Annotated in this window: 16 protein-coding genes; 10 read left to right on the top strand and 6 right to left on the bottom strand. The window is 52.8% G+C overall.

Features of this window, described 5'->3' with window-relative positions:
• Nucleotides 1-101: 101 nt before the first annotated feature.
• The gene (locus SD425_RS16840; protein ID WP_324671107.1) at nt 102-815 is read left to right on the top strand and encodes an SDR family oxidoreductase; all 714 of its coding nucleotides are present in this window, start codon (nt 102-104) and stop codon (nt 813-815) included.
• A 132-nt stretch (nt 816-947) separates the two neighbouring features.
• Here SD425_RS16840 and SD425_RS16835 read toward each other — a convergent pair whose 3' ends face one another.
• Nucleotides 948-2,069 carry an acyltransferase gene (locus SD425_RS16835; protein ID WP_324671106.1) on the bottom strand — a complete coding sequence of 374 codons (1,122 nt, stop codon included), beginning with the start codon at nt 2,067-2,069 and terminating at the stop codon, nt 948-950.
• Between the two features lie 926 nt (nt 2,070-2,995).
• The gene (locus SD425_RS16830; RefSeq protein WP_324671105.1) at nt 2,996-3,592 is read right to left on the bottom strand and encodes a GIN domain-containing protein; all 597 of its coding nucleotides are present in this window, start codon (nt 3,590-3,592) and stop codon (nt 2,996-2,998) included.
• A 186-nt stretch (nt 3,593-3,778) separates the two neighbouring features.
• Between SD425_RS16830 and SD425_RS16825 the strand changes: the two genes are divergently transcribed.
• From SD425_RS16825 to gldG, 5 genes are all read left to right on the top strand, one after another.
• Nucleotides 3,779-4,471 (top strand): SDR family oxidoreductase, encoded by a 693-nt coding sequence (locus SD425_RS16825; protein WP_324671104.1) that lies wholly within the window; start codon nt 3,779-3,781, stop codon nt 4,469-4,471.
• A gap of 100 nt (nt 4,472-4,571) precedes the next feature.
• The gene (locus tag SD425_RS16820) at nt 4,572-5,147 is read left to right on the top strand and encodes a GNAT family N-acetyltransferase (protein WP_324671103.1); all 576 of its coding nucleotides are present in this window, start codon (nt 4,572-4,574) and stop codon (nt 5,145-5,147) included.
• Between the two features lie 44 nt (nt 5,148-5,191).
• Entirely contained in the window at nt 5,192-6,100 is a 909-nt protein-coding gene (gene gldA / locus SD425_RS16815) for a gliding motility-associated ABC transporter ATP-binding subunit GldA (RefSeq protein ID WP_324671102.1), read from the top strand.
• A gap of 180 nt (nt 6,101-6,280) precedes the next feature.
• Nucleotides 6,281-7,006 carry a gliding motility-associated ABC transporter permease subunit GldF gene (gene gldF / locus SD425_RS16810; protein WP_324671101.1) on the top strand — a complete coding sequence of 242 codons (726 nt, stop codon included), beginning with the start codon at nt 6,281-6,283 and terminating at the stop codon, nt 7,004-7,006.
• A gap of 77 nt (nt 7,007-7,083) precedes the next feature.
• A complete protein-coding gene (gene gldG / locus SD425_RS16805; protein WP_324671100.1) occupies nt 7,084-8,772 on the top strand; it encodes a gliding motility-associated ABC transporter substrate-binding protein GldG in 1,689 nt (562 codons plus the stop codon).
• A gap of 19 nt (nt 8,773-8,791) precedes the next feature.
• On the opposite strand, the gene SD425_RS16800 is transcribed toward gldG, so the two are convergent.
• Nucleotides 8,792-9,244, bottom strand: a complete 453-nt coding sequence (locus tag SD425_RS16800) for a BLUF domain-containing protein (protein WP_324671099.1) — start codon at nt 9,242-9,244, stop codon at nt 8,792-8,794.
• Between the two features lie 480 nt (nt 9,245-9,724).
• Between SD425_RS16800 and dnaN the strand changes: the two genes are divergently transcribed.
• Nucleotides 9,725-10,849 carry a DNA polymerase III subunit beta gene (gene dnaN, locus SD425_RS16795; RefSeq protein WP_324671098.1) on the top strand — a complete coding sequence of 375 codons (1,125 nt, stop codon included), beginning with the start codon at nt 9,725-9,727 and terminating at the stop codon, nt 10,847-10,849.
• Between the two features lie 110 nt (nt 10,850-10,959).
• Nucleotides 10,960-11,298, top strand: a complete 339-nt coding sequence (gldC, locus tag SD425_RS16790; protein WP_324671097.1) for a gliding motility protein GldC — start codon at nt 10,960-10,962, stop codon at nt 11,296-11,298.
• A gap of 88 nt (nt 11,299-11,386) precedes the next feature.
• Here gldC and SD425_RS16785 read toward each other — a convergent pair whose 3' ends face one another.
• The 3 genes from SD425_RS16785 to SD425_RS16775 all read right to left on the bottom strand — a co-directional run bounded on the left by SD425_RS16785 (nt 11,387) and on the right by SD425_RS16775 (nt 13,572).
• Complete coding sequence (locus tag SD425_RS16785; RefSeq protein WP_324671096.1) at nt 11,387-11,914, bottom strand: hypothetical protein; 528 nt, start codon at nt 11,912-11,914, stop codon at nt 11,387-11,389.
• A gap of 186 nt (nt 11,915-12,100) precedes the next feature.
• Nucleotides 12,101-12,640, bottom strand: coding sequence for a dCTP deaminase (dcd, locus tag SD425_RS16780; protein ID WP_324671095.1), 540 nt, complete (start codon nt 12,638-12,640; stop codon nt 12,101-12,103).
• Between the two features lie 80 nt (nt 12,641-12,720).
• A complete protein-coding gene (locus SD425_RS16775; protein ID WP_324671094.1) occupies nt 12,721-13,572 on the bottom strand; it encodes a hypothetical protein in 852 nt (283 codons plus the stop codon).
• Nucleotides 13,573-14,451: 879 nt separating this feature from the next.
• Between SD425_RS16775 and SD425_RS16770 the strand changes: the two genes are divergently transcribed.
• Together SD425_RS16770 and SD425_RS16765 are read left to right on the top strand one after the other, a co-directional pair.
• A complete protein-coding gene (locus tag SD425_RS16770) occupies nt 14,452-15,714 on the top strand; it encodes a DNA/RNA non-specific endonuclease (RefSeq protein ID WP_324671093.1) in 1,263 nt (420 codons plus the stop codon).
• Nucleotides 15,715-15,755: 41 nt separating this feature from the next.
• Nucleotides 15,756-20,840, top strand: a complete 5,085-nt coding sequence (locus SD425_RS16765) for a cellulose binding domain-containing protein (RefSeq protein ID WP_324671092.1) — start codon at nt 15,756-15,758, stop codon at nt 20,838-20,840.
• Nucleotides 20,841-21,147 lie beyond the last annotated feature (307 nt).

Raw genomic sequence — 21,147 nt, 5'->3', positions numbered from 1 at the left:
ACAGGAAAAACGGAAACTTGCAGCCTAGGTGAAGCAATGAGAATAAACGAGGCGGAACAGTTGCGCTTCCTTACGTAAAATCGGCGACAACAATCAACGAAATGCAAAAATATATCATCATTACCGGCGGAACGAAGGGCATAGGACGAGCATTGGTGTGGCGCTTTGCTCAGGCGGGCTTTCCCGTCGTGACGTGCGCCCGTTCCGCCGCCGACCTAGCTAGCTTACAAACAGCGTTGAGCCAAGATGTTCCCGGCGCGGAGTTGCACACCCTAGCGGCTGATTTGAGCAAGCCAGAAGAGACGCTTCGTTTTGCCACGTTTGTGCAAGAACTCGGTGGTGCAGTAGAAGTTTTAATTCACAACACTGGTGCCTTCACGCCGGGCCGCTTGCAAGATGAACCGCTCGATGGCAGTGCCCTTCGCGCCCTCATCGACGTGAACCTGTACAGCGCCTACGATCTGACGTTACAGCTGCTCCCGGCCATGATTAAGCGCCAGCAAGGGCATATCTTTACGATGTGCTCAGTAGCTAGCATTCGGGCTTACCCAAGCGGCGGCTCTTACAGCATTGCCAAGTTTGCCTTGCTAGGCCTGACCAAAGCCCTGCGCGAAGAGTTGAAGCCGCACAACCTGCGCGTAACGGCAGTGCTGCCGGGTGCGACACTTACTGCTAGCTGGGAAGGCTCAGACTTTCCTGATGAACGATTTATCAAAGCCGAAGACGTAGCAGAGGCGGTATTTGCTGCTTATTCCCTGTCTCCACAAGCAGTTGTGGAAGAACTACTGATTCGTCCGCAGCTAGGCGATATTTAGATAGAGCACAAGGTAATAGCCAAGCATCTGATGTTGGCCTTCTGTCTAAGAAGCTAGGTTAAAAGCCCTTAGCGGCGCACACAGCCATGCTGATGTGCGCCGCTAAGGGCTTCTGATTATAAAGAAAATACGCTAAGCCTGCTGGGCCGTGCGGAAAGCTACTTGTACTTGGGGCCGTTCTACTACTGGCTCTTCTACTCGCTGTGCGGGTAAGGCCAGCTTCAGACGCAGTACCTTCTTCTCCAGCAAATGCCAGGAGACTGCCCCAACAATCCACGCCAAAGGAATGCTGAGAAAGGCTAGTACAGTTTGGGAAGGGTGCAGCAAATGAACCAACGCTTGTTGCACCGGCCACCCCCAAATGTACACCCCGTAGCTGATGTCACCGTACCGACGGATCCAGCTTAACGCAGGATAATCGGACTCGCCGAAAGCAATGACGAACACGGGTAATAGGAAGAACTGCGCCTGTGCGTAGCCGCCGAAATAAAGAACAGCCAGCAGCCCAAGCCCGGTTATCCAAACTGCATAGGTGCGTAGTCGCGCTTGGCGTACCCAAGCCGGAAACAAGGCGAGTAGTCCCCCAGCCACGAAGTAAAGACCCAGAAAAATAAGCTGGTCGGAGAGGAGTGCTAGTTCGTAGGTGGGGTAATCGACCTGGCCGGTAAGCTGAAGGAGAAGGAGCCCGGCAAAGGTGAAAAGCATCACGCCGCGCAGCCACACCAAGCTGTGTCGGATAAAGAACAAAGGCGTCAGCAGCAGGTAAAAAAAGAACTCGTAGGGTACCGTCCAGATCGAGCCGTTGATTTCGGTAGGAACGGCATTCGAGGCAAAAACGCCGTTGATGTTGATGTGCAGCCGCAGTACCAAGTTAAGCAAATACAAGAAGAAAGAGCGGTCAGTGAAGTAAGCACCTAGGCTCTTATCCGAAAAAAAGTAAGCGCCTACCATAGTGATACCGATCATCACCCAAAGGGCAGGAAATACTCGGATAATGCGCTTGAAGTAGTATTCTTTTAGCGAAGAGCTGCGCAGTAAACTCTTGAGTATCAGATAACCTGAAATCACGAAAAAGCCCCAGAGACCTAGCTTCGACAGCCGCAGTTGTCCGTGGGAGAATTGCCAGAGAGGGTCGTGTTCTGGTACGCCCGTCAGAAAATACGAGTGAGTAATAAGGACCAGCGTGGCAAAGAGCAGCCGTAAAAAATCGAAATTGTTTACGTGAGCCTGTGGAGCAGATTCTTTTGCAGTCATAGCGAAGAGGTAAGAACAGAAATCAGGACGGGCGGTAACTCTCGTCGCGAGCCAAACTGCATCAAGGAGGGTAGGGCTACTTCTCAGCGGTGCCAAGTATCTGAGCGGTTACCCTACGCTCCTTGTTCAGTCAAGCAGTTGACGGTGAGTTAGGTCACCCGTAAAGCAGAGGATGTGGTTGGTTGTAGAAGAATGCTGCCCGGCGCGAAAATGGCGGGGTAGTGGAGTGTGAGAAAGAAGAGAAGAGACGAAAAAGTGGAGTGTTGAAGTGAATAGTCCGTGGGAGAAGCACTAGCAAATGGCGGACACGCGTCGGACTGCCCCTTGAGGACAAAGGGGTTATTCAGGGATGGACACAAAAAAATGGGGCGCAATCATGCGCAAGCCTAGCCGTGCGCTAGCTCACCCGACGACACAAAAGAATTCAGCAAAGCAAATAGGCGCAGGTCCTCCGTGAGAGGTGCCTGAAGGGGCTGCTCGATAGGTGGGTGGGAGTTCTACGGAAAGGGCGGGGCAGAAAGTCAGGAAGCGCAAAAAGCATCGACACCACGGGCCAAGGACAGGCCCACTATCTGCATAAGTAGCACAAGGGTATCGCTCAAAAATCTAGTACACCATGTGCACTAGCCGATCATAATCGGCTCATTGATTTCTAAGTTTTACGCCTATGCGGCACGATTCACATTGGCATAGAACGATTTGTGAGTACGAAAGATAGAGGCTAGTTGTCAGAGAGCCAACTTTTTACAAGAAAAATGCTCTGGTTCGTCGTTATGGTTCAGCTTCTAGCTTGACTGTTGGCTACAGGAATCAAGGGCTATTAGCGACTCAAAATATGTGTGCTCACAGCAAGTAAAATCAGCAAAAAATCAGCTGTACTATGCAGTGCTTATTGGATGCTGCTAAGGGAAGATTGATAGGGGTAACTACTTGATGTTCTCTACTTTGCCGCTGCCAGCTAGGTTCAGGGTAGGGCTACCAGTATAGTAAAGAGTACCCGTGCCAGCATGTGTGCCAGCCAACGACTGAGACACCAGGATATGTGCATCGCCGTTGCTGCCTTTATTGGACTTGAAAAAAAATGTGTGCGTCTGTAGACCTGCCGCCCGCAAACTGCCGCTACCACCTAGCGTGTAGTGCACCTCGGTAGCCCGCCCGTGCAAGTCGATGTCCCCGAGCTCATAGGAATCGAGCCACAAGTAAGTACTCGTCAAGTCGAGGTCAAAGTCGCCAGCCCCGACGAGGTGACAGAAGATAGTATCCGCGCGAAAGTTGCCGACGGTGCGCACGTTGCCCTGACCGCGCAGAAACAAATCGGTGAGGCGGGGTAGGTGCAGAGTTAGCTCGCGGGGGGTGTCGTAGGTTCGTATCCAGTTGCAGCGGCTGGTGTTGCGAATGGTCAGCTGGCCATCTTGCACCTTCAACTCGATGTCTTCCTGCAAGTTCTTGCCGGCGCGTACCTCCGCGTAGGTAGCGGTGTCTTGCACCAGCAGCAGGTCGACGTTGTCGTAGGCCGTTACCACACGGAAGGGGGCTAGCGCACGCCGCTCCGTTATTACTTTGCCCGTGCTCTTCAGACAATCGGTTTCGTGGCCCTCCCCGCAACCACTGAGCAGGGGTAGAAATGCAGCTAGACTGATTATTCCGCGTAAAAGCGACTGAGGGCCGCTAACTTGCGGCCAATTCTTCCTCCAAAACATTACTTCAGCATGGATCTAACAGGCAAGATAGCTATTGTTACGGGCGTCAGTAAAGGAATCGGGCGGTCCGTGGCGGAGGCGTTACTCGCCAAGGGCGCCATTGTAGCCGGCTGGGGCCGGTCGGCACCCGACGGTTTGACGCACGAACGATTCCAGTTTTTTGAGTGCGACATCCGCAACGAAGTATCTGTGCAGGAGGCATACGTAGATACGCAGCGCGAGGTCGGGGCGGAGGTGCGCATCTTGGTCAACAATGCGGGTATTGGCAACATGGGCCCGGTTGATGGCTTCTCGTCCGACGACTGGCACGCCATGTTTGATACCAACGTGCATGGCGTATTTTACTGCACCAAGGTTGTGCTGCCGCAGATGAAAAAGCAGGGTGAAGGCCACATCATCAACGTGGCCTCGTTGGCTGGCACGGCGGGTAGCCCGAACATGGCCGGCTACTGCGCTACCAAGTATGCAGTGCGTGGCTTCTCGGATGCTTTGTTCAAGGAAGTACGGCAAGATGGGGTGCGCGTGACTTGCATGATGCCTGGCTCAGTCGAAACCAATTTTGGTGGGGCAGAGCCCGGTGCCGAACCTGATCCGCACAAGATGCAGCCCGAAGATATTGCTGCCAGCATTATGCACGCGCTGGAAGCACCGAAGGCGACTATGGTCTCCGAGATACAAATGCGCCCCTCACAACCGAAGTAACCTAGGTTCAAGAAACAGTAGCGCGGAATGAATTTCCGCGCTACCAAATCGACTAAGTATTTATGCAATCAAGAGCGTTCTTTTGCTCCATTTACGTCGGATGAGTTCTCCCCTAGGTCTGGCTGCCGATAGCTATACGTTGCGCCTCGCTACGCCCGACGATGCGGCGGCTATGCTCGCTATTTACACCCCCTACATCACCGATACGACCATCACGCTCGAATACGAGGTGCCCACCACGGCCGAATTTGCGGAGCGCGTACGGAAACTTCAGGGAGTATTACCGTGGTTAGTAGCAGAAGCTGAAGGCCAAGTTGTGGGGTATGCATATGCCGCCCGGCACCGCGAGCGAGCAGCCTATTTGTGGTCGGTCGAAACATCTGTTTATGTGCATATTACGCATCACGGCACAGGAGTTGCGCGGCGGCTTTATAACTGGCTTTTTGAGCTACTACAACGGCAAGGCTACGTGAATGCTTATGCGGGTGTCATTAAACCTAATCCAAGGAGTTTTGCCTTTCATCAATCCTTGGGGTTTGAGTTAATCGGAACGTATGAGCATGTCGCCTATAAATTTGGTAAGTGGCAAACGTCGCAATGGCTGGCGAAGCAACTCCAAACGCCGCCATTAGTGCCCGTCCCACCTACGCCACTCGCTGAGTTACAACTGCCCTAACACTTATTCTATTCTAGCGGTGAACTGCATCTGCTCCTTATTCAATGGTTGAAGTTCAGAATCTTACCAAAACCTACGGCGCGCAAGCTGCCGTGAACAACATCAGCTTCACCGCGGGCAAAGGCGAAATCCTCGGCTTCCTCGGGCCAAACGGCGCCGGTAAGTCAACGACGATGAAGATTGCCACCGGTTACCTGCCTCCATCCATTGGCACGGTTAAGCTGGATGGCTTTGACGTAACGGAGCAGCCGCTGGAAGTGCGCCGCCGCGTAGGCTATCTGCCCGAGCACAACCCGCTCTACCTAGATATGTATGTGCACGAGTACCTCGAATTTATCGGCTCGGTGCACGGGCTGCGCGGCGCCTCCCTACGGCAGCGGGTGCAGCAGATGGTGGATCGGGTGGGCCTAGGTCGAGAGCAGAATAAGTTGATTGGCGCTTTGTCGAAAGGCTACCGCCAACGTGTGGGGCTAGCGCAAGCGCTTATCCACGACCCCGGCACGCTTATCCTCGATGAGCCAACTACTGGCCTCGACCCCAACCAGATCGGCGAAATCCGCAGCCTCATCCGCGAAATAGGGCGCGACAAAACCGTTATCTTCTCCACCCACATTCTGCCCGAAGTCACGGCCTTGTGCAGCCGTGTGGTCATTATTAACCGTGGGCAACTCGTGGCTGATAGTCCGGTTTCGGATCTAGGTGCCGGCGCGAAGGGCGAAACCATCATCCGGGCTGAGTTTGAACAAGCCATTGACCCGGCGCCACTGCTCGCCTTGTCCGATATCACGGGCGTGGAAGTTGAAACCGGCACTACGTACCGCATCCGCGCTGCGGCTGGCACCGATCAGCGTGGCGCTATCTCGCGCTTGGCAGCGCAGCAAGGATGGATTTTGCTCGGGTTGCGGCAGGAGGAACAATCACTAGAACAAGTGTTTAAGAACCTGACGAATTAACTTTGGCTTTTACCCAACCAGTAGCTGTCATGCTGAGCTTGCCAAAGTATCTCTCCTGCAATGCTAATCTACGCTTCTCTCTTTTGGAGAGGGGTTGGGGTGAGGTGCAGCGTCAGCACGCGAGATGTCTCCCGCTGGTCGACATGACGTTCCTATTGATCATTAGCACATCATTAGTAGATGTTTTCAATCTTAAGAAAAGAGTTTAACGCCTTCCTTAGCTCGCCAGTGGCGTACGTCGTGATTGGCGTGTTTCTGGTCGCTACGGGATTATTCGTGTGGGTTTTTCCCGATAGCAACGTACTGGAGTATGGCTTCGCTGATCTGCAAACGCTCTTCAACACCGCTCCTTGGATATTTCTGTTCCTGATTCCTGCTATTACCATGCGCACGTTTGCCGAGGAGAAGAAAGCGGGCACCATTGAGCTGCTGCTCACCCGCCCGCTTACCGATGGGCAGATCATTGGCGGGAAGTACCTCGCTTGTTTCCTGTTGGCGTTGCTCGCATTGATCCCAACGCTGCTGTACTATTATTCTATTTATCAGCTAGGTAATCCGGTCGGCAACATCGACTCGGCCGCTACGGTGGGCTCTTACATCGGTCTAGCTTTGCTGGCGGGCGTGTTTGCCGCCATTGGACTTTTTGCCTCCGCCATCACCCGTGACCAAGTCATTGCTTTCCTCGTAGCCGTGGTGGGCTGTTTCCTGGTGTATTCGGGCTTCGATTCGTTGGCTTCGGTCTTTGAAGGAAGTACGGCTTACTACATCAGCCAGCTAGGTATTGCGGCGCACTACCGCGACATCAGCAAAGGCCTCATCGACTCCCGCGACTTGACGTATTTCTTGAGCTTAATTGCTGGTTTTCTGCTAGCAACGCGGTTGGCATTGCAGAGCCGCAACTGGTAAAAGCTAGCGTTGGAACGTATTAAGTAAGCTTTGCACCTCACCCGAGGTAAAGCTAGGGGAGTAGCCCCACATAGAACATGCAAGAACGACCTTCCCCTAAACGCCGCGACCTGCTCCGCTTTCTAGCGGTTATCGGCGGCTTATTGCTGCTGAATTTCCTAGGTCAGCAGTTCTTCTTCCGCCTCGACCTCACGCAGGAGAAGCGCTACACCATGTCGGCGGCCACCAAGCAGCTCTTGGAAAAAATGCCCGAGCCGGTGACCGTAACAGTGTACCTCGACGGCGACTTTCCGCCCGCTTTTCGCCGCTTACAACAATCGGTGCGCGAAACGCTGAACGAAATGCAGGTGTACGGCGGCTCTAAGCTGCACTACGTATTCCTGGACCCCAGCGCTGCTACCTCGGAACAAGATCGGAACAAGACCTACCAAGCGCTTCTCAAAAAGGGCTTGCGCCCGACTAACCTAGCTGCTACCGAAAACGGCAAACGGGTTGAGAAGATCATCTTTCCATGGGCAACCGTGACGGTGGGCCCCAAGGAGAAAAACGTCCTGCTGCTACGCGGCAACCAGGCTGCTCCCTCCGATGTGCGTCTAAACCAAAGTATTGAAGGCTTGGAGTATGAGCTAGCCAGTACCATTCAGCAGCTCGAACCTAGCCGCCGCAAGCGTATTGGTGTGGTTGATGGACACGGCGAGCTAAGCAACGCCGAAGCCGGCGACCTGCTCGGTTCGTTGCAGGAGCGCTACGACGTGTACCGCGTGAAGCTCGACGTAGTACCCGACCTGCGCGCCTTGGATGCTCTGATCATTGCCCGGCCTACCATGCCCTACACCGAGCCGGAGAAGTTCAAGCTAGATCAATTCGTGACCAGTGGGGGCAATGCTCTGTTCTTTATGGATGAGATGCGCGTGAGCCTGGATAGTGCGGCGCGCACCGGCATGCTGTCCTTCCCGTACCAGCTCAACCTGGAAGACTTACTGTTCAAGTACGGCGTGCGCATCAACCCCGATTTGCTGCTCGACCTAAACTCCGGCGTCATCCCGCTCGTGACCGGCAACGTGGGCAACAAACCCCAAGTCGAGCCCATGCCGTGGCAGTTTTACCCGCTCATCAACCAGTTCAGCAAGCATCCCATCACCCGCAACCTCGACGCGGTGTACACCAAGTTTGTGAGCAGCATCGATACGGTGAAGGCCACTGGCATCCGCAAAACACCGCTGATGTTTACCTCGCGCTACACGCGGGTGTTGCCCTCGCCGGTGCCCGTCAACCTCAACGATGCCCGCTTAGAGCCCGATCAGAAACTATATAAGCAGAGCTTCAAGCCCATTGGCTACTTGCTGGAGGGGCAGTTCCAATCGTTGTACGCTAATCGCGCCAAGCCGGGTACCACGCAATACCAACCTGCCACATCGCCACGGGCCAAGCCGGGCAAGGTCCTGATCATTTCTGATGGTGACTTCGTGCGCAGCGAGCTAGATCCCAAAACGGGTCGTCCGTTTCGGCTCGGCTTTGATCGTCTTGCCAACACCGAGTTTGCTAACCGTGAACTCGTGCTGAATGCTGTTGACTACATGCTCGATGAAACCGGCCTGATTGCCGTGCGGGGTAAGCAGATTACGTTGCGTCCGCTCGATAAGGTGAAAGTAGCCGAACAGGGTCGGCGCTGGCAAGCACTCAATATCGTAACGCCGCTGGTGCTGCTAGGTTTGTTTGGGCTCGTGCGTGCGTGGCGCCGGAAGCGACGGTATGCGTCGTTTTAATTGCCGCTGTTACTTAAGGTCAAAACCGGACGCTGTCGTCAATTATAAAGGTTGCCAAGAGGGAATGCAAAGACGAATCGCTGCTAGCTAAATACCCAGATTGAGGAGTTAGATAGTCTTGCTTGTTGACGTTTAGAAAACCAGCTAAGTGTTCAAAGTCAGCAGGTTCTACAGCCTTGAATCCCATAGACCACTGCGAGAAATTTCGCTTGGCAATTGCGCCGTCAGCTAGCTTGTTCACGTCCCGGTGACGAGGATCTTGCTTGATCTTGTTGAAGATAAAAAGAACTTCTTCCTGCGTGCCTTCCAACACCTGCATAATGTCGCCGTTGCTGTAGAGCAGCATACCGGTTAAGTTGTGATCTGTGTTCCAGGAGCGTGCTTGTGTCAGCACCGTTTCAAGCTCTTTTTCGCTCATGAGAGCTGTTGCAAAACTTTGGTAAACCAAGTGGTATAGAGAATCAGTAAGCATAAATCTGGGTGATGTTACTTGCTAGATACTAAGTGCGAGAAGCCTGATGCTTGTTGCTGTAGAGTAGGACGCAGGTCAGGTTTGATTCGTAATAGCGGAACTCAGTTTAGTGAGAATTAGCTCTAGGTCATGCTCCGTCATAAGCTTGGTTGCCGATCCATGGCGTACCAAGTAACAGAGGTCTGCTACCGGTAATAGGGAAAGGCGAGTTACGCAAGTGATTATATGCACAATACTATATAAATCAGGGCAGGAGTACAATCGTTGAGCTATGCTAATTGCACCAGTAGGAAGAAACATTCTAGTTAGCAGATTGATAAGTAATTATTTAGATCCGCTATCTAGCAGCTTGCATCTTAAAGCAAGCTAAGAACGGTATGTGCTCAAGTAGCTAGAATCTTCGCTACGCAACGCCAAAACTTCCGCGCATCTATCTATCTTTGTCCTCTACCCAAAAAAGCCAGAGTAAACTACCCGTCTATGAAGTTCATCGTATCGTCTTCCGCCTTGCTCAAGCAGCTCCAGAGCATCAATGGCGTGGTCACGAATAATCCCGTGGTGCCGATTCTGGAGAACTTCCTCTTCGAGATTGAGGACGGCAAGCTGACGATTACGGCTTCCGATCTGGAGACCAGCATGATTACGGAACTGCCCGTAGAAGCCCGCGAAGCTGGCCGTATTGCTGCTCCTGCTCGTATCCTGCTCGACACGCTCAAGAACCTGCCTGACCAGCCCGTCACGTTCACGCTGGACGAGGAAACGTACACCATCGAAATTGCCTCAGCTAACGGCCGCTACAAGCTAGCCGGTGAAAATGCTACCGATTTCCCCCGTGTGCCGGTGGTGAAAGGCTCGGCGCCAATTGAAATTCCATCGTCGTCGTTGTCGCGCGCAATCAACAAGACCATCTTCGCCGTGAGCACCGATGAGTTGCGCCCCGCCATGACTGGCATCTTAGTGCAGCTAGCCGACAACCAAATCACCTTTGTGGCTACCGATGGCCACCGCCTGCTGCGCTACCGCCGCTCCGACGTGGGCGCCGGCCAAACGGCGAACCTGATTATTCCGCGTAAAGCCTTCAACCTACTGAAAGGCGCTTTGCCATCCGAGGCTACCCCGGTGAAAGTGGAGTTCAACAACTCCAACGCCTTCTTCAACTTCAACCAGATGCGCCTCGTGTGCCGCCTGATTGATGAGCGTTACCCTGATTACGAAAACGTAATTCCGGTGAGCAATCCCAACCGTCTCATCATCAGCCGCGCTGACTTCCTGAACTCGGTGAAGCGTATCTCGATCTACTCCAACAAGACCACGCACCAAGTGCGCTTGCGTTTGGCTGGCTCGGAACTCACGGTTTCGGCCGAAGACCTCGACTTCAGCAACGAAGCCAACGAGAAGCTGCCTTGCCAGTATGACGGCGAAGACATGGAAATTGGCTTCAATGCTCGCTTCTTAGCAGAGATGCTGTCAAACATCGATTCCGAGGAAATCACCTTGGAGCTGAGCACGCCCAACCGCGCTGGCCTGCTCATGCCCACCACCGCCGACGACAACGAGAACATTCTCATGCTCGTGATGCCGGTGATGCTCAATAACTACGTTTAATCTTTGTTGGTTAAATGGCTGAATGGTTACATGGTTGGTTGTTCTCGTGACTAGTGCACCTCAGAACAGCCAATCATCTAACCATTCAGCCATTTAGCACTTTAACTCTCATGAAAAAATCCGAAATCCGCTTCAGCATAGCCCTCGACGATCAGAAAGTACCCGAGGCTATCAGCTGGCAGGCCACCGATGCGGGCCCCGATATTCACTTCGCCAAAGCCATCAACATTGCTCTATGGGACCGAGACCAGTCAGGTACCATGAAGATTGATCTCTGGACCAAGGACATGCCCGTGGAAGATATGAAGTACTTCTACGTAGACACCATGGGCGCTATGGCGGAAAGCATCATAACCGCTACCAACGACGAGGTGATGTCGAAAAAGATTCGGGCGCTCTGCAAGGAACTAATGGAGCACATCGAAGAAGAATCAAAGAAACAAAGCTAAGTTCGGTACTCCTACCTAGCAACAAAAAGGCTCCGCTGATCAATCAGCAGAGCCTTTTTGTTTTGAATACAGTTCTCTTACAGCGAGGTTACTTGTCGGAAGAAGAGGTAGCCTGAGTATTGCGGCCTTGGCTGATGATAGAGCCTTTGCTGCTAGCGGGCAGAGGATTTTGCACCGACTTTACCATCATAGAACCGGCGTTTTTGTTGGCGTAGTCGCGGTCGAACTTGTAGAATGTGGCGCGCGAATCGTAGTAGGAGCTATACTGAGCGCTGCTCAGCACGTTGCGCAGCTCTTGGTCCCGTTCCCGGCACACACCCTGGCACTGCTCATCAACGAGCTTAGGATTGCCGGCATATTTCTGCTCAATAGCCGCCATCTTGGCTACTTTGTCTTCGTTGATAGCACGCAACTTGGTTGCTTGGTAGCCATTCAGGCGTAGGTCGCGAGCCATTTGATCCGACAGGCGCTTGGCACGTGTCTGAACCGGATTCAAACGCGGTGAAGGTTGTGTTTTATCCTGGGGCATAACCGTCGAGCCGGGTGCTTGCTGGGCGTAGGCGCCAAAAGTAGTTGCAGCAAAAACGAGCGCGGCGGTGACAAATTTAGTATTCATTGGTATCGGGGCGTTAGCGTTTCTAGTCAGCAGCTACTCTTCAAGCTAGCCAAAAGGTAGCAAGCAGTGCAGCTTTCTAGACCTAACGAAAAACGAACCCGGCAAGTTTAACCAGCAGGGGAGTAATTGAACAGCTACGTAAATTAGTTTGGCGCTCAAGGTGTTACCTAGCTATTCTGCTACTGGTTAGAACTTATTCTTCCACATCATCGACTCGACCGGCTTATCAGTGCGCTCGTTGTACTTCGCGTTGGCTTTGCGGTTATAGAAGGTTTGCACATCGCCCTGCACTGCAAAGTAGATGAGCTGGCCAATGGGCATGCCCGCGTACACGCGCACTGGCTGGGTAACCGAAATCTCCAGCGTCCAGGTGTTGCAGAAGCCTACATCACCTTTGCCCGCGGTGGCATGGATATCAATACCTAGCCGCCCAACGCTTGACTTGCCTTCCAGGAAAGGCACCTGCGCGTGGCTCTCGGTGTATTCTTCCGTCACACCTAGGTATAGGGTACCTGGCTGCAGCACGAAGCCCTCTTCGGCTGGAATCTCAAACACGTCGATTTCATTGTGACGACGAGCGTCCAACACGGCATCACGATAGGTGGCTAGGTAGCGCCCTAGGTGCACGTCGTAGGAATTGGTGCCTAGGCAAGCGCGGTCGTAAGGCTCAATGACAATGTTACCTCGCTCAATTTCGGCAAGGATTTGTTGGTCGGTAAGGATCATGGGGGAATGGTGAACGGTGAAGCTTAAATGGCCCTGAACCTACCCTAGGTTCTAGCGCCTCCAGCCACACCCTTTTTAACTTATTGCTCTTCCTCTTCTTCGTAACGATCTTCGGGAAGAGCACTAGAGGAGGAGTGGCGGCGAGAGGTAGTATTAGGTTGGCGTTGATCTAGCTCATCGGCTAAGGCATCGAGGCGGGTACGCAAATCGGGCAGCACATTGAACAGCAGATGCAACAGTGCCAAGGTGGAAATGCCAGCCAGCAGCAGTGTCGAATAATCAAGCCAATCGTGGCGTGAAGCGACGTCGATGGACCGAATGGTTGCAGCGTGGGTAGGCGCAACGGTACTTTCAGACTGCGCTTCAGGCTCCTCAAGGGAGGCCGTAACGGGCGGCTCTACTTCGGCGTCGGCGGGCGGCACGGCCGCATCGTCGGCAGCTAGCTCGTCGGGGGCTGGATCTTCGGACGCGTTGAACTGGGCTGCGGCCTGCTGCGTGACGCGCTGCAACGAATGGATAAGAGCCACCCGCTCATTGCGGGGAAGTACCCGAATGAAAAACTCGAAGTTCTTGTCGATGATGATGGACTGGAGCTGCTTTTCAAACTCCGCCAGATCCGTACGGCCTTTCCCGAAACGGTTCTTAAATTTCTCAGAAACGTCGTTATAGTTCAGAAACAACCGCTTCAGATCAGCATTGCCCTGGAAGCCGTCAAATGATTTGCGCGCTTGATGGGTACGAAGAGCAACCGGAAACTTATTGCGCGTGAACGTTTTATCGTACACATTTTCCATTGTCCGGAAGTTGAGCTCATCCACTGTGCGGTCGAATAAGCGTTTGTTCGCAACGGCCGGAGCTTCCGCTTGCGCCCAAACCAAGCTAGGTAGTGCAAGCCACAACGTAAGAAGTACTGGCGTAAGAAGTCGAAGCATAAGCAGAGCGATTTGGCCACAAAGGTAACCGCTGTTTGACCCGGAATCTACTAAGGAAACCGATTTGCGCAGAATCTAAGCGCAAAATACAAGGTGCTCTGAGGCTGTAGGGAATAAATATATAATAAATAAAATATTAACGCCTCGTGTTCAGTAAATAGAATGGGTCTGGAGTTAACTGCGCTTTAGTGCTAAAAACAATATTGAGGATCGATAAGTGAGTCTTTTAATTAGAATAGATTTTAGTTGCTTTTGCAACACAACATCAATGAAAATAACTGCTGTCCTATCCTTTTTTACGAAGGTTTGCTAGCTATTAAGAAGAAAAGTCGAGCTGAATACACTGTTGCGAGTTTTGTAGAATACTGGTTGACGAGCAATTATCCGGGAATCATGCAGGAATAATTCTATTTGTTGTGATTTAACTTCTTGTATTTGCCTGTATTATTAGTAAGTGTTTTAATGTCAAGACTTTGTGAATAAAACAAGCTAATCAGTCCGTGTTGAGCATCTATGTTCATAGGAATGTTCTTGCTCTATTCTCATCAAGTATGAGGGGAGTAATGTTACCTAAGTGTTACGGAATATACCTAGCACAGATTGTGAATTCTTGCAGATTATACTTTATCAATTTTGTTGAATAGCACGGTGCTAAATATAATTTTTATACAATTATTGAACTATTAAATTTTGGATTTTGATTGCAACGATAGACTATTCCCTAGTTAAGTTTGCACCCAGCTTTTACGGCTACTCCCTTCTGTTCAAAATCCCTCTTCTTTCGCGTAGTTTTTACAGTTAATGAAAAAACAATTACTAGGGTACGGTAGCAGCATTTTACTGCTATTGCTACCGTGTTTTGCCTTCTCTCCGGCAAGCGTGAGTAAGTATTCCGTCTGGCAGGCGCCATTTGCGGAAAGCACACAGGAAAACTTTGAGAGTAGCAACACGCCGGATCTGAGTGGCAAGGTTGCACTTTCTACCGGCACTTGGATTCTGTCCGATGCGGTGCTAGGTAGCTCCGAGGCCGACCACAAAGACGGTGCGCAGGCAGTGCGTTTGCAGCAAAGTGGCAAGCTCACGATGGACTTTTTCCTGCCAACGGGTGCTGCCACGGTGACCGTGCAACATGCTGTTTACGGCACAGATGGCAGCAGCAGTTGGGAGTTGTGGGCGCAATCGGAGGCGTGTAATTGCGACAAGTGGACGAAAGTGGGCGCTACGGTGCTAACTTCTTCGGCTACATTGCAAGCAGCGGCCTTCACGGTTAATATCCCGGGCCACGTAAAGTTTGAAATCCGCAAGACTTCTGGTGGCAAAGCTCGACTGAACATTGATGATTTTGCCGTAACCGAGTACGGTGCTGCCCAGCCATCTATCGATAATAGCAATATCGCGTTGGGTAACCCCAGCGGTGCTGTTACAGATGTGAGCCAGCCTAATAACTACTTGCTGGTGAAGCCCCAGTACGTGGTTGGCTACAATCGTGATGAAGGCAAACCGAACTGGGTGAGCTGGCACGTAGATAATTCGGACCGTGGGGGCATTGACCGTCAGGATGATTTCCGGAACGACCCCTCTCTACCCAATGGTTGGTACCAAGTACAATCAACTAGCTACAACGGTGGCGTTACCGGCTTTGACCGCGGCCATAATTGCCCCTCTGCTGACCGGACGTCAAGCATAGAGAACAACTCAGCAACGTTCTTTATGACGAACATGATGCCGCAGTCGGCGAAGAACAACCAAGGACCGTGGGCTAACCTAGAGAACTATACCCGTACATTCTTGCCTAGCAATGAGGTATATATCATCTGCGGTAGCTATGGCAAAGGGGGTATTGGCTCAGCCGGTGTAAAGTATGAAACGCTCGATAACGGCCACATAACGGTACCATCAAATTGCTGGAAAGTCATTGTGATCCTGCCTGTTGGTGATAATGATGCCGCCCGCGTGAATGCCAGTACTCGGGTTATTGCGGTTGACATGCCCAACATCGACGCTATCGATAGCAACTGGGCTACCTACCGCACCTCCGTGGATAAGATTGAGGAAGTTACCAAATACGATATTCTGTCGAACCTGCCGGTTGACGTGCAGAATGCTATTGAGTCGAAGGTTGATAACGGCGCAACCAACTAGTGCCAACTTCCAAATTTTCTTACAAAGACATAGACGTCTCTATGACCCGTTTTTATAAAACTGCTTGGAAGCTAGGTCAGTTGCCTGCTTTTATTGCTTGCTTCTTCTTTTTCAGTACCCAGTTGAGCTGGGGGCAAACCGTTCCATATCCGCTGGCGGGTGGAACCTACAAAGAGGATTTTGAACAAATCGGCACTGTCTCTGGCTCTAGTTCCGCTGGATGGACTACCACTGGGTGGGCGTTCAACTTCGCTTCTGGTGTTGGCGCGAATCGTTTCAGTGTCGCTACTGCTACTGCGCCAGCCACCTTGCCGAACTCGACTACTGTATTCGCGACTAGCACTTCAGGTGGTGTGCAAAAAGGCACGGCTACTAGCGGCGGCGTAGGTACTATTGCCCTCCTTGCTACTGGTTCAACTGATGGGACAAGTGCCGCCGCTTTCGATCTGAACTTAGACTTTACTGCAAGCACCGCCGGTAGCATTTCGCTGAATTGGGCAGAGGTGAGTAACTCCACTGGCAACCGGGCGGCTACGTTCAAGTTGCAAACGAATACTGGTGACAATGGTGCCTTCATTGACCTAGATGGCTCAACGGTAGTGATAACCAATAATGTGGCAGCTAATGGCAGCTTAACTACCATTCCTTTGCCGGCAGCTTTTGCCGGCAAGAAGGACGCTAAAATTCGCTTTTATCTGGTGAATACGGGCGGTGGTACTACAGGCAGCCGCCCGAAAATTAGCCTCGACAACATTACGGTTGCTACCAGTCCTACGGGCACTCCAACGCCAACTACCTCGATTACTACTACGGCTTCAGCGTTCAACAGCCCGTACTGTGTCACAGCCGACGCGGGCAGTGCCTCGTTCAACGTTGCTTACACGACTACTGGCACCCTCACGGGCACGTTTAAAGCGCAGCTTTCCAATGCTACCGGTAGTTTCGCCTCCGGCACTACGATTATCGGCGAAGGAGCTAGCTCGCCTATTGCAGCTACTATTCCGGCCAATACCGCCAGCGGTACCAGCTACCGCGTTCGAGTGATAAACGAAGCAGCAGCCATCAACGGTACGGATAATGGCACTAACCTGACCATCAACCTAGGTTCGACTACCAACCCGGTAACGGTAACCCCTGCTGAGGGGCAGACCATTACCCTGACTGGCTCTGGCGCTACACTGACCGCCAAAGCTGCTACGGGCTCTGTTTTTACGTGGCAATATGGTATCAGCGCCGGCGGACCTTTTACAACTCTGGCCAGTGCTAGCGGTGCTACCTACCAGCCCAAAGGCTCGGACTTTGGTGCGGCAGGCACTTATTATGTAGTGGCAAATGCTAGTGCTACCACAGCGTGTGGCACGGCAAGTGGTAAGAGTACACCGATTGCTATAATAGTAACAGCGCCTAAGCCGGAGATTCTTACGTCGCTGACGTCGATGCCAGCTTTCGGTAGCACTGTAGCAGGTGCAGCCTCCACTTCTAAAAGCTTCACGGTAAGTGGCACAGGCCTGACCTCGGCGCTTATTGTTTCGCCTCCGGCAGGGTTTGAGATTCGCACGGGTGAGCAGCCTTTTTCTTGCTGCGTTATTCAGCTGCAACCTAGCAATGGCACGGTAAACACGACCACAATCGACGTGCGTTTCGCTCCGGTAGCAGCACAGCCCTACCAAGCAACCATTCCCGTGACCAGCCCTGGTCTGCCAGACCAAGCCGTCGCCGTGAGTGGCACCAGCACTACGCCGGTGTACCCCGCTACCGTGAACACTACAGATCTATTCGACATTACTTCGACAGGCGCCAAAACAGGCGGCACGATTGAGCCGGATGGCGGTAGCCCTGTTACTGCCCGTGGCGTCGTGTGGGCCAAAACGCCTAACCCAGTGCTCAATACCTTGAAAACTGCTGACGGTGCCGGCGCTGGCACGTTCACCAGTGCCATCACTGGCCTGGTTCCTGGTACGACCTATTATGCGCGCGCTTACGCCACTAATGGTGCTGGCACGGCTTACGGTCAAGAATTCTCCTTTACGACGGTGGAAGTGCCATTGGCAACTGAACCTACGCAATCAGCCACTCCGGTAGCTAGCCAAGTGACGAGCACCTCAATCCAATTGATTCTGAATGGCGGCGATGGCGCGAAGCACCTCGTGCTAGCTCGCCTCAACGGGGCCGTGAATGCCCTGCCGGTGGATGCAACCACCTACGCCGATAGCACCGTTTTCGGGAAAGGTGCCGTGCTAGGCACTGACAACTACGTGGTGTATGCAGGTACCCGCGACACGGTGGTAGTTACCAACCTACGTCCAAATACTTCCTATTCGTTTGCTGTTTTCGATTATAGCGACAACAACACACTCTACGCCGAAAACTACCTAGCTACTTCGCCCGGTACGCTGGTAGAAACTACCGTAGCGCTGCCTGCGGCCATGTTGTTGGAAGAGAACTTTGACTACACAGCGGGTACGTTGCTGACGGCTAACAACTGGACTTCGCACAGCGGAACCAGCAATTTTATTCCGGTAACGTCGAGTGGGTTGGAGTATGCTAGCTACGGAGCCAGTAAGATCGGCAATGCTGCTTCTTTGACTACAACTGGCCAAGATGTAAACCGTCAGTTTCCCGCCGTGTATGCCCGGACACCAGTCTATGCGTCATTCCTGGTAAACGTGTCGGCTGCAAAGGTGAATGTGGATGGCGAAGGTGACTACTTCTTTCACCTAGGTCCTACTACGTTGAATGGGAATTTCAAGGCGCGCGTATTTGCCCGCAAAAACCCTGTAACAGGCAAATTGCAGTTTGGTATTAGTGGCAACGGGACTTCTGGTGCCACACCGAACTACACCACGAATGACTATGAGTATAACACAACGTACTTAGTAGTCGTGAACTATTCCTTCGACGAGAACGGCAACGTAAGCAAGCTGTTTATCAACCCCGCGCTGGACGCTGAGCCCGTGAATGCTGATGCTGCTTATACGGAAACCTCTGGTTCACCCTCTGATATCGGTACAGTAGCGCTCCGCCAAGGCACTACCGCTATTGCCCCAACACTAGTAATTGATGGCATCCGGGTTGGTAATTCGTATCGGGTAGTTCGCACCGGCCTCGTCTGCTTGCCGCCGCAGCCGGCTTTTACCGCCAATACTGCTTGCGTAGGTCAGCCTACAGCTTTCACTAATACCTCGAAGGTAGTAGAAGCCAATGCGACCTACGCCTGGGACGTGGACAACGATGGCACAGTTGATTACACTACCAAGAACATTTCGCATACGTACGCAGAAGCGGGCACTTACACAGCCAAGCTGACGATTACGCAAGGCCAGTGCTCTGATAGCTATACGCAACAAGTAACCGTACGTGCTCTGCCCACGGTTGCCTTGAGCGGTACGTCTACCATCTGTGCGGGCTCCAGCACAAACCTAACGCTGCACCTAACGGGTACTGCGCCTTGGACAGTGAAGTACTCAGCCGACGGTGGTGCTACAGCAACTGCCCTAACCATCAACGCGGCCGACGTATCGAGCACAGGTGATTATCAGCTGGCGGTAAGTCCAACGGTTACTTCCACGTACACACTTCTTTCTGTCGTGGATAGCAACTGTGATGGCTTAGCCCCGACGGGCTCTGCTACGGTGACGGTGAACACGAAGCCAGTTCTCACCCTGCCCACAATTTCGGCTACCAACGCTACGGCGGGTCTGCGCGGTGCTTCGGTTGCTTTTGTGGCCACAGCTACTGGCAGCACGCCAGCACCTAGCCTCGCGTACTCCATTGTGAAGAATGGCGTCACAACAGCCATCGCTTCGCCTTACGTCTTCCCGCTGGGTGCCACCACGGTAACGGCTACGGCTACTAACGACTGCGGCAGCACCTCCGGCACTTTCGTCGTAACCGTGCAGACGCCTACGGTCGTGACGGTGCTGCACCAAAACGCCGATGGGCAGGTAGCCAACAACGCCATCAAGCCCAATCTGCAGTTGGTCAACAACAGTTCCGCCGCTATTGCTTATAAAGACCTGACGGTGCGTTACTGGCTTACGGTGGAAGACTATGCTTCAATGGTTGCCGCTATCGATTACGCCCAGCTAGGTACCAGCGGCGTGAAGGCGCGGTACGTGGCCTTGGATCAGCCTGCACAAGGTGCCTTCGGTTACGTGGAGTATTCCTTCACTGCGGCTGGTGCGCTGCCCGCAGGCGGAAACTCGGGAGCTATTCAGTCGCGCATCTATAAGCAGACGCAGACAAACTTCAACGAGGCTGACGATTACTCGTACGCGGCCAACACCACGTACCTGAAGAATGAGCGCATCACGGTGTACCGCAACGGGGAGCTGATTGCGGGTGTCGAGCCGGCACTGCTCACAATGCCGGCTACTCCGAAGCTGGTCGTTCTGTCTGCCAACAAGGAGAAGAAAACGACGGCCAATACTATCAGCACCTACCTGCAAGTGCGCAACGACGGCACCGCACCGGTTGCCTACAAAGACCTGACCGTACGCTACTGGCTCAGCCCAGAAGGCACCCAGCAGCTCAACTCGTACATCGACTACGCGCAGCTAGGTACCAACAACGTAACCGTTAGCTTCGGCAAAGCCGGCACCGAAACCTACGCTGAGCTGCACTTCGCCGGTACCCTAGGTACTTTCACGCCGCTCAGCAGCACGGGCAACGTGCAGTACCGCGTTGCCAAGTCGGACTGGTCGAACTTCAACCAAGCCAACGACTTCTCGTACCTAGCCTTCTCTGATGTGCTGGCTGAAAATCCCCACATCACGGCTTATGTGAACGGAACGCTGGTCTACGGCCAGGAGCCAACTGGCGCCCGCTCGACGGCTGCTGTACTCGGTACGCAATCGGCAGAGGGAGCCAAGGCCGTGGTGAGCAGCTACCCCAACCCCTTCACCGGCAGCACGACCATCGCCTTTACCGCAGCGCAGTCAAAAAATTATCAGTTGGAAATCTACGACATCAGCGGCCGCTTGGTGAAGAAGCTGCAAAGTGGTAAAGCTCAGGCTGGACAGCTGGTAGAAGTAGAATGGCAAGCTGGCGATACTCCCACCGGCCTCTACCTAGCTCGCCTGACCACCGGCACCACAGTACAGCAAGTGAAGCTGGTGCTTCAGTAAGCCTCGCAAGAGTACAATAATGAAAAAGCCGGACCTAGCTAGGTCCGGCTTTTTACGTGTATGAGAATTGCTATTTGGCGTCTGCTTGGGTCTGTTCGGCCGGATTACAAATCCGGCTGAGCTAAAGGGAGTAGAGTACTTTTGTGCCAGTCAAGGTTCGTTGTAGTCGATCTAGGTCACTCAGTTGATAAGAGCCTGTGCCGCTTAAATCTAAACGTTGTAACTGAGATGGAAATTGCTCTGGCTGAAGATCTGTCAATCGTGTGTCACACAGTCCGAGTTCGCGCAAATAGTGCATCTGGCGTAG

Source organism: Hymenobacter sp. GOD-10R, assembly GCF_035609205.1.
Classification (GTDB): domain Bacteria; phylum Bacteroidota; class Bacteroidia; order Cytophagales; family Hymenobacteraceae; genus Hymenobacter.
The sequence above is the reverse complement of the archived record's forward strand: the minus strand, read 5'-3'. Positions and strand labels throughout refer to the sequence as shown.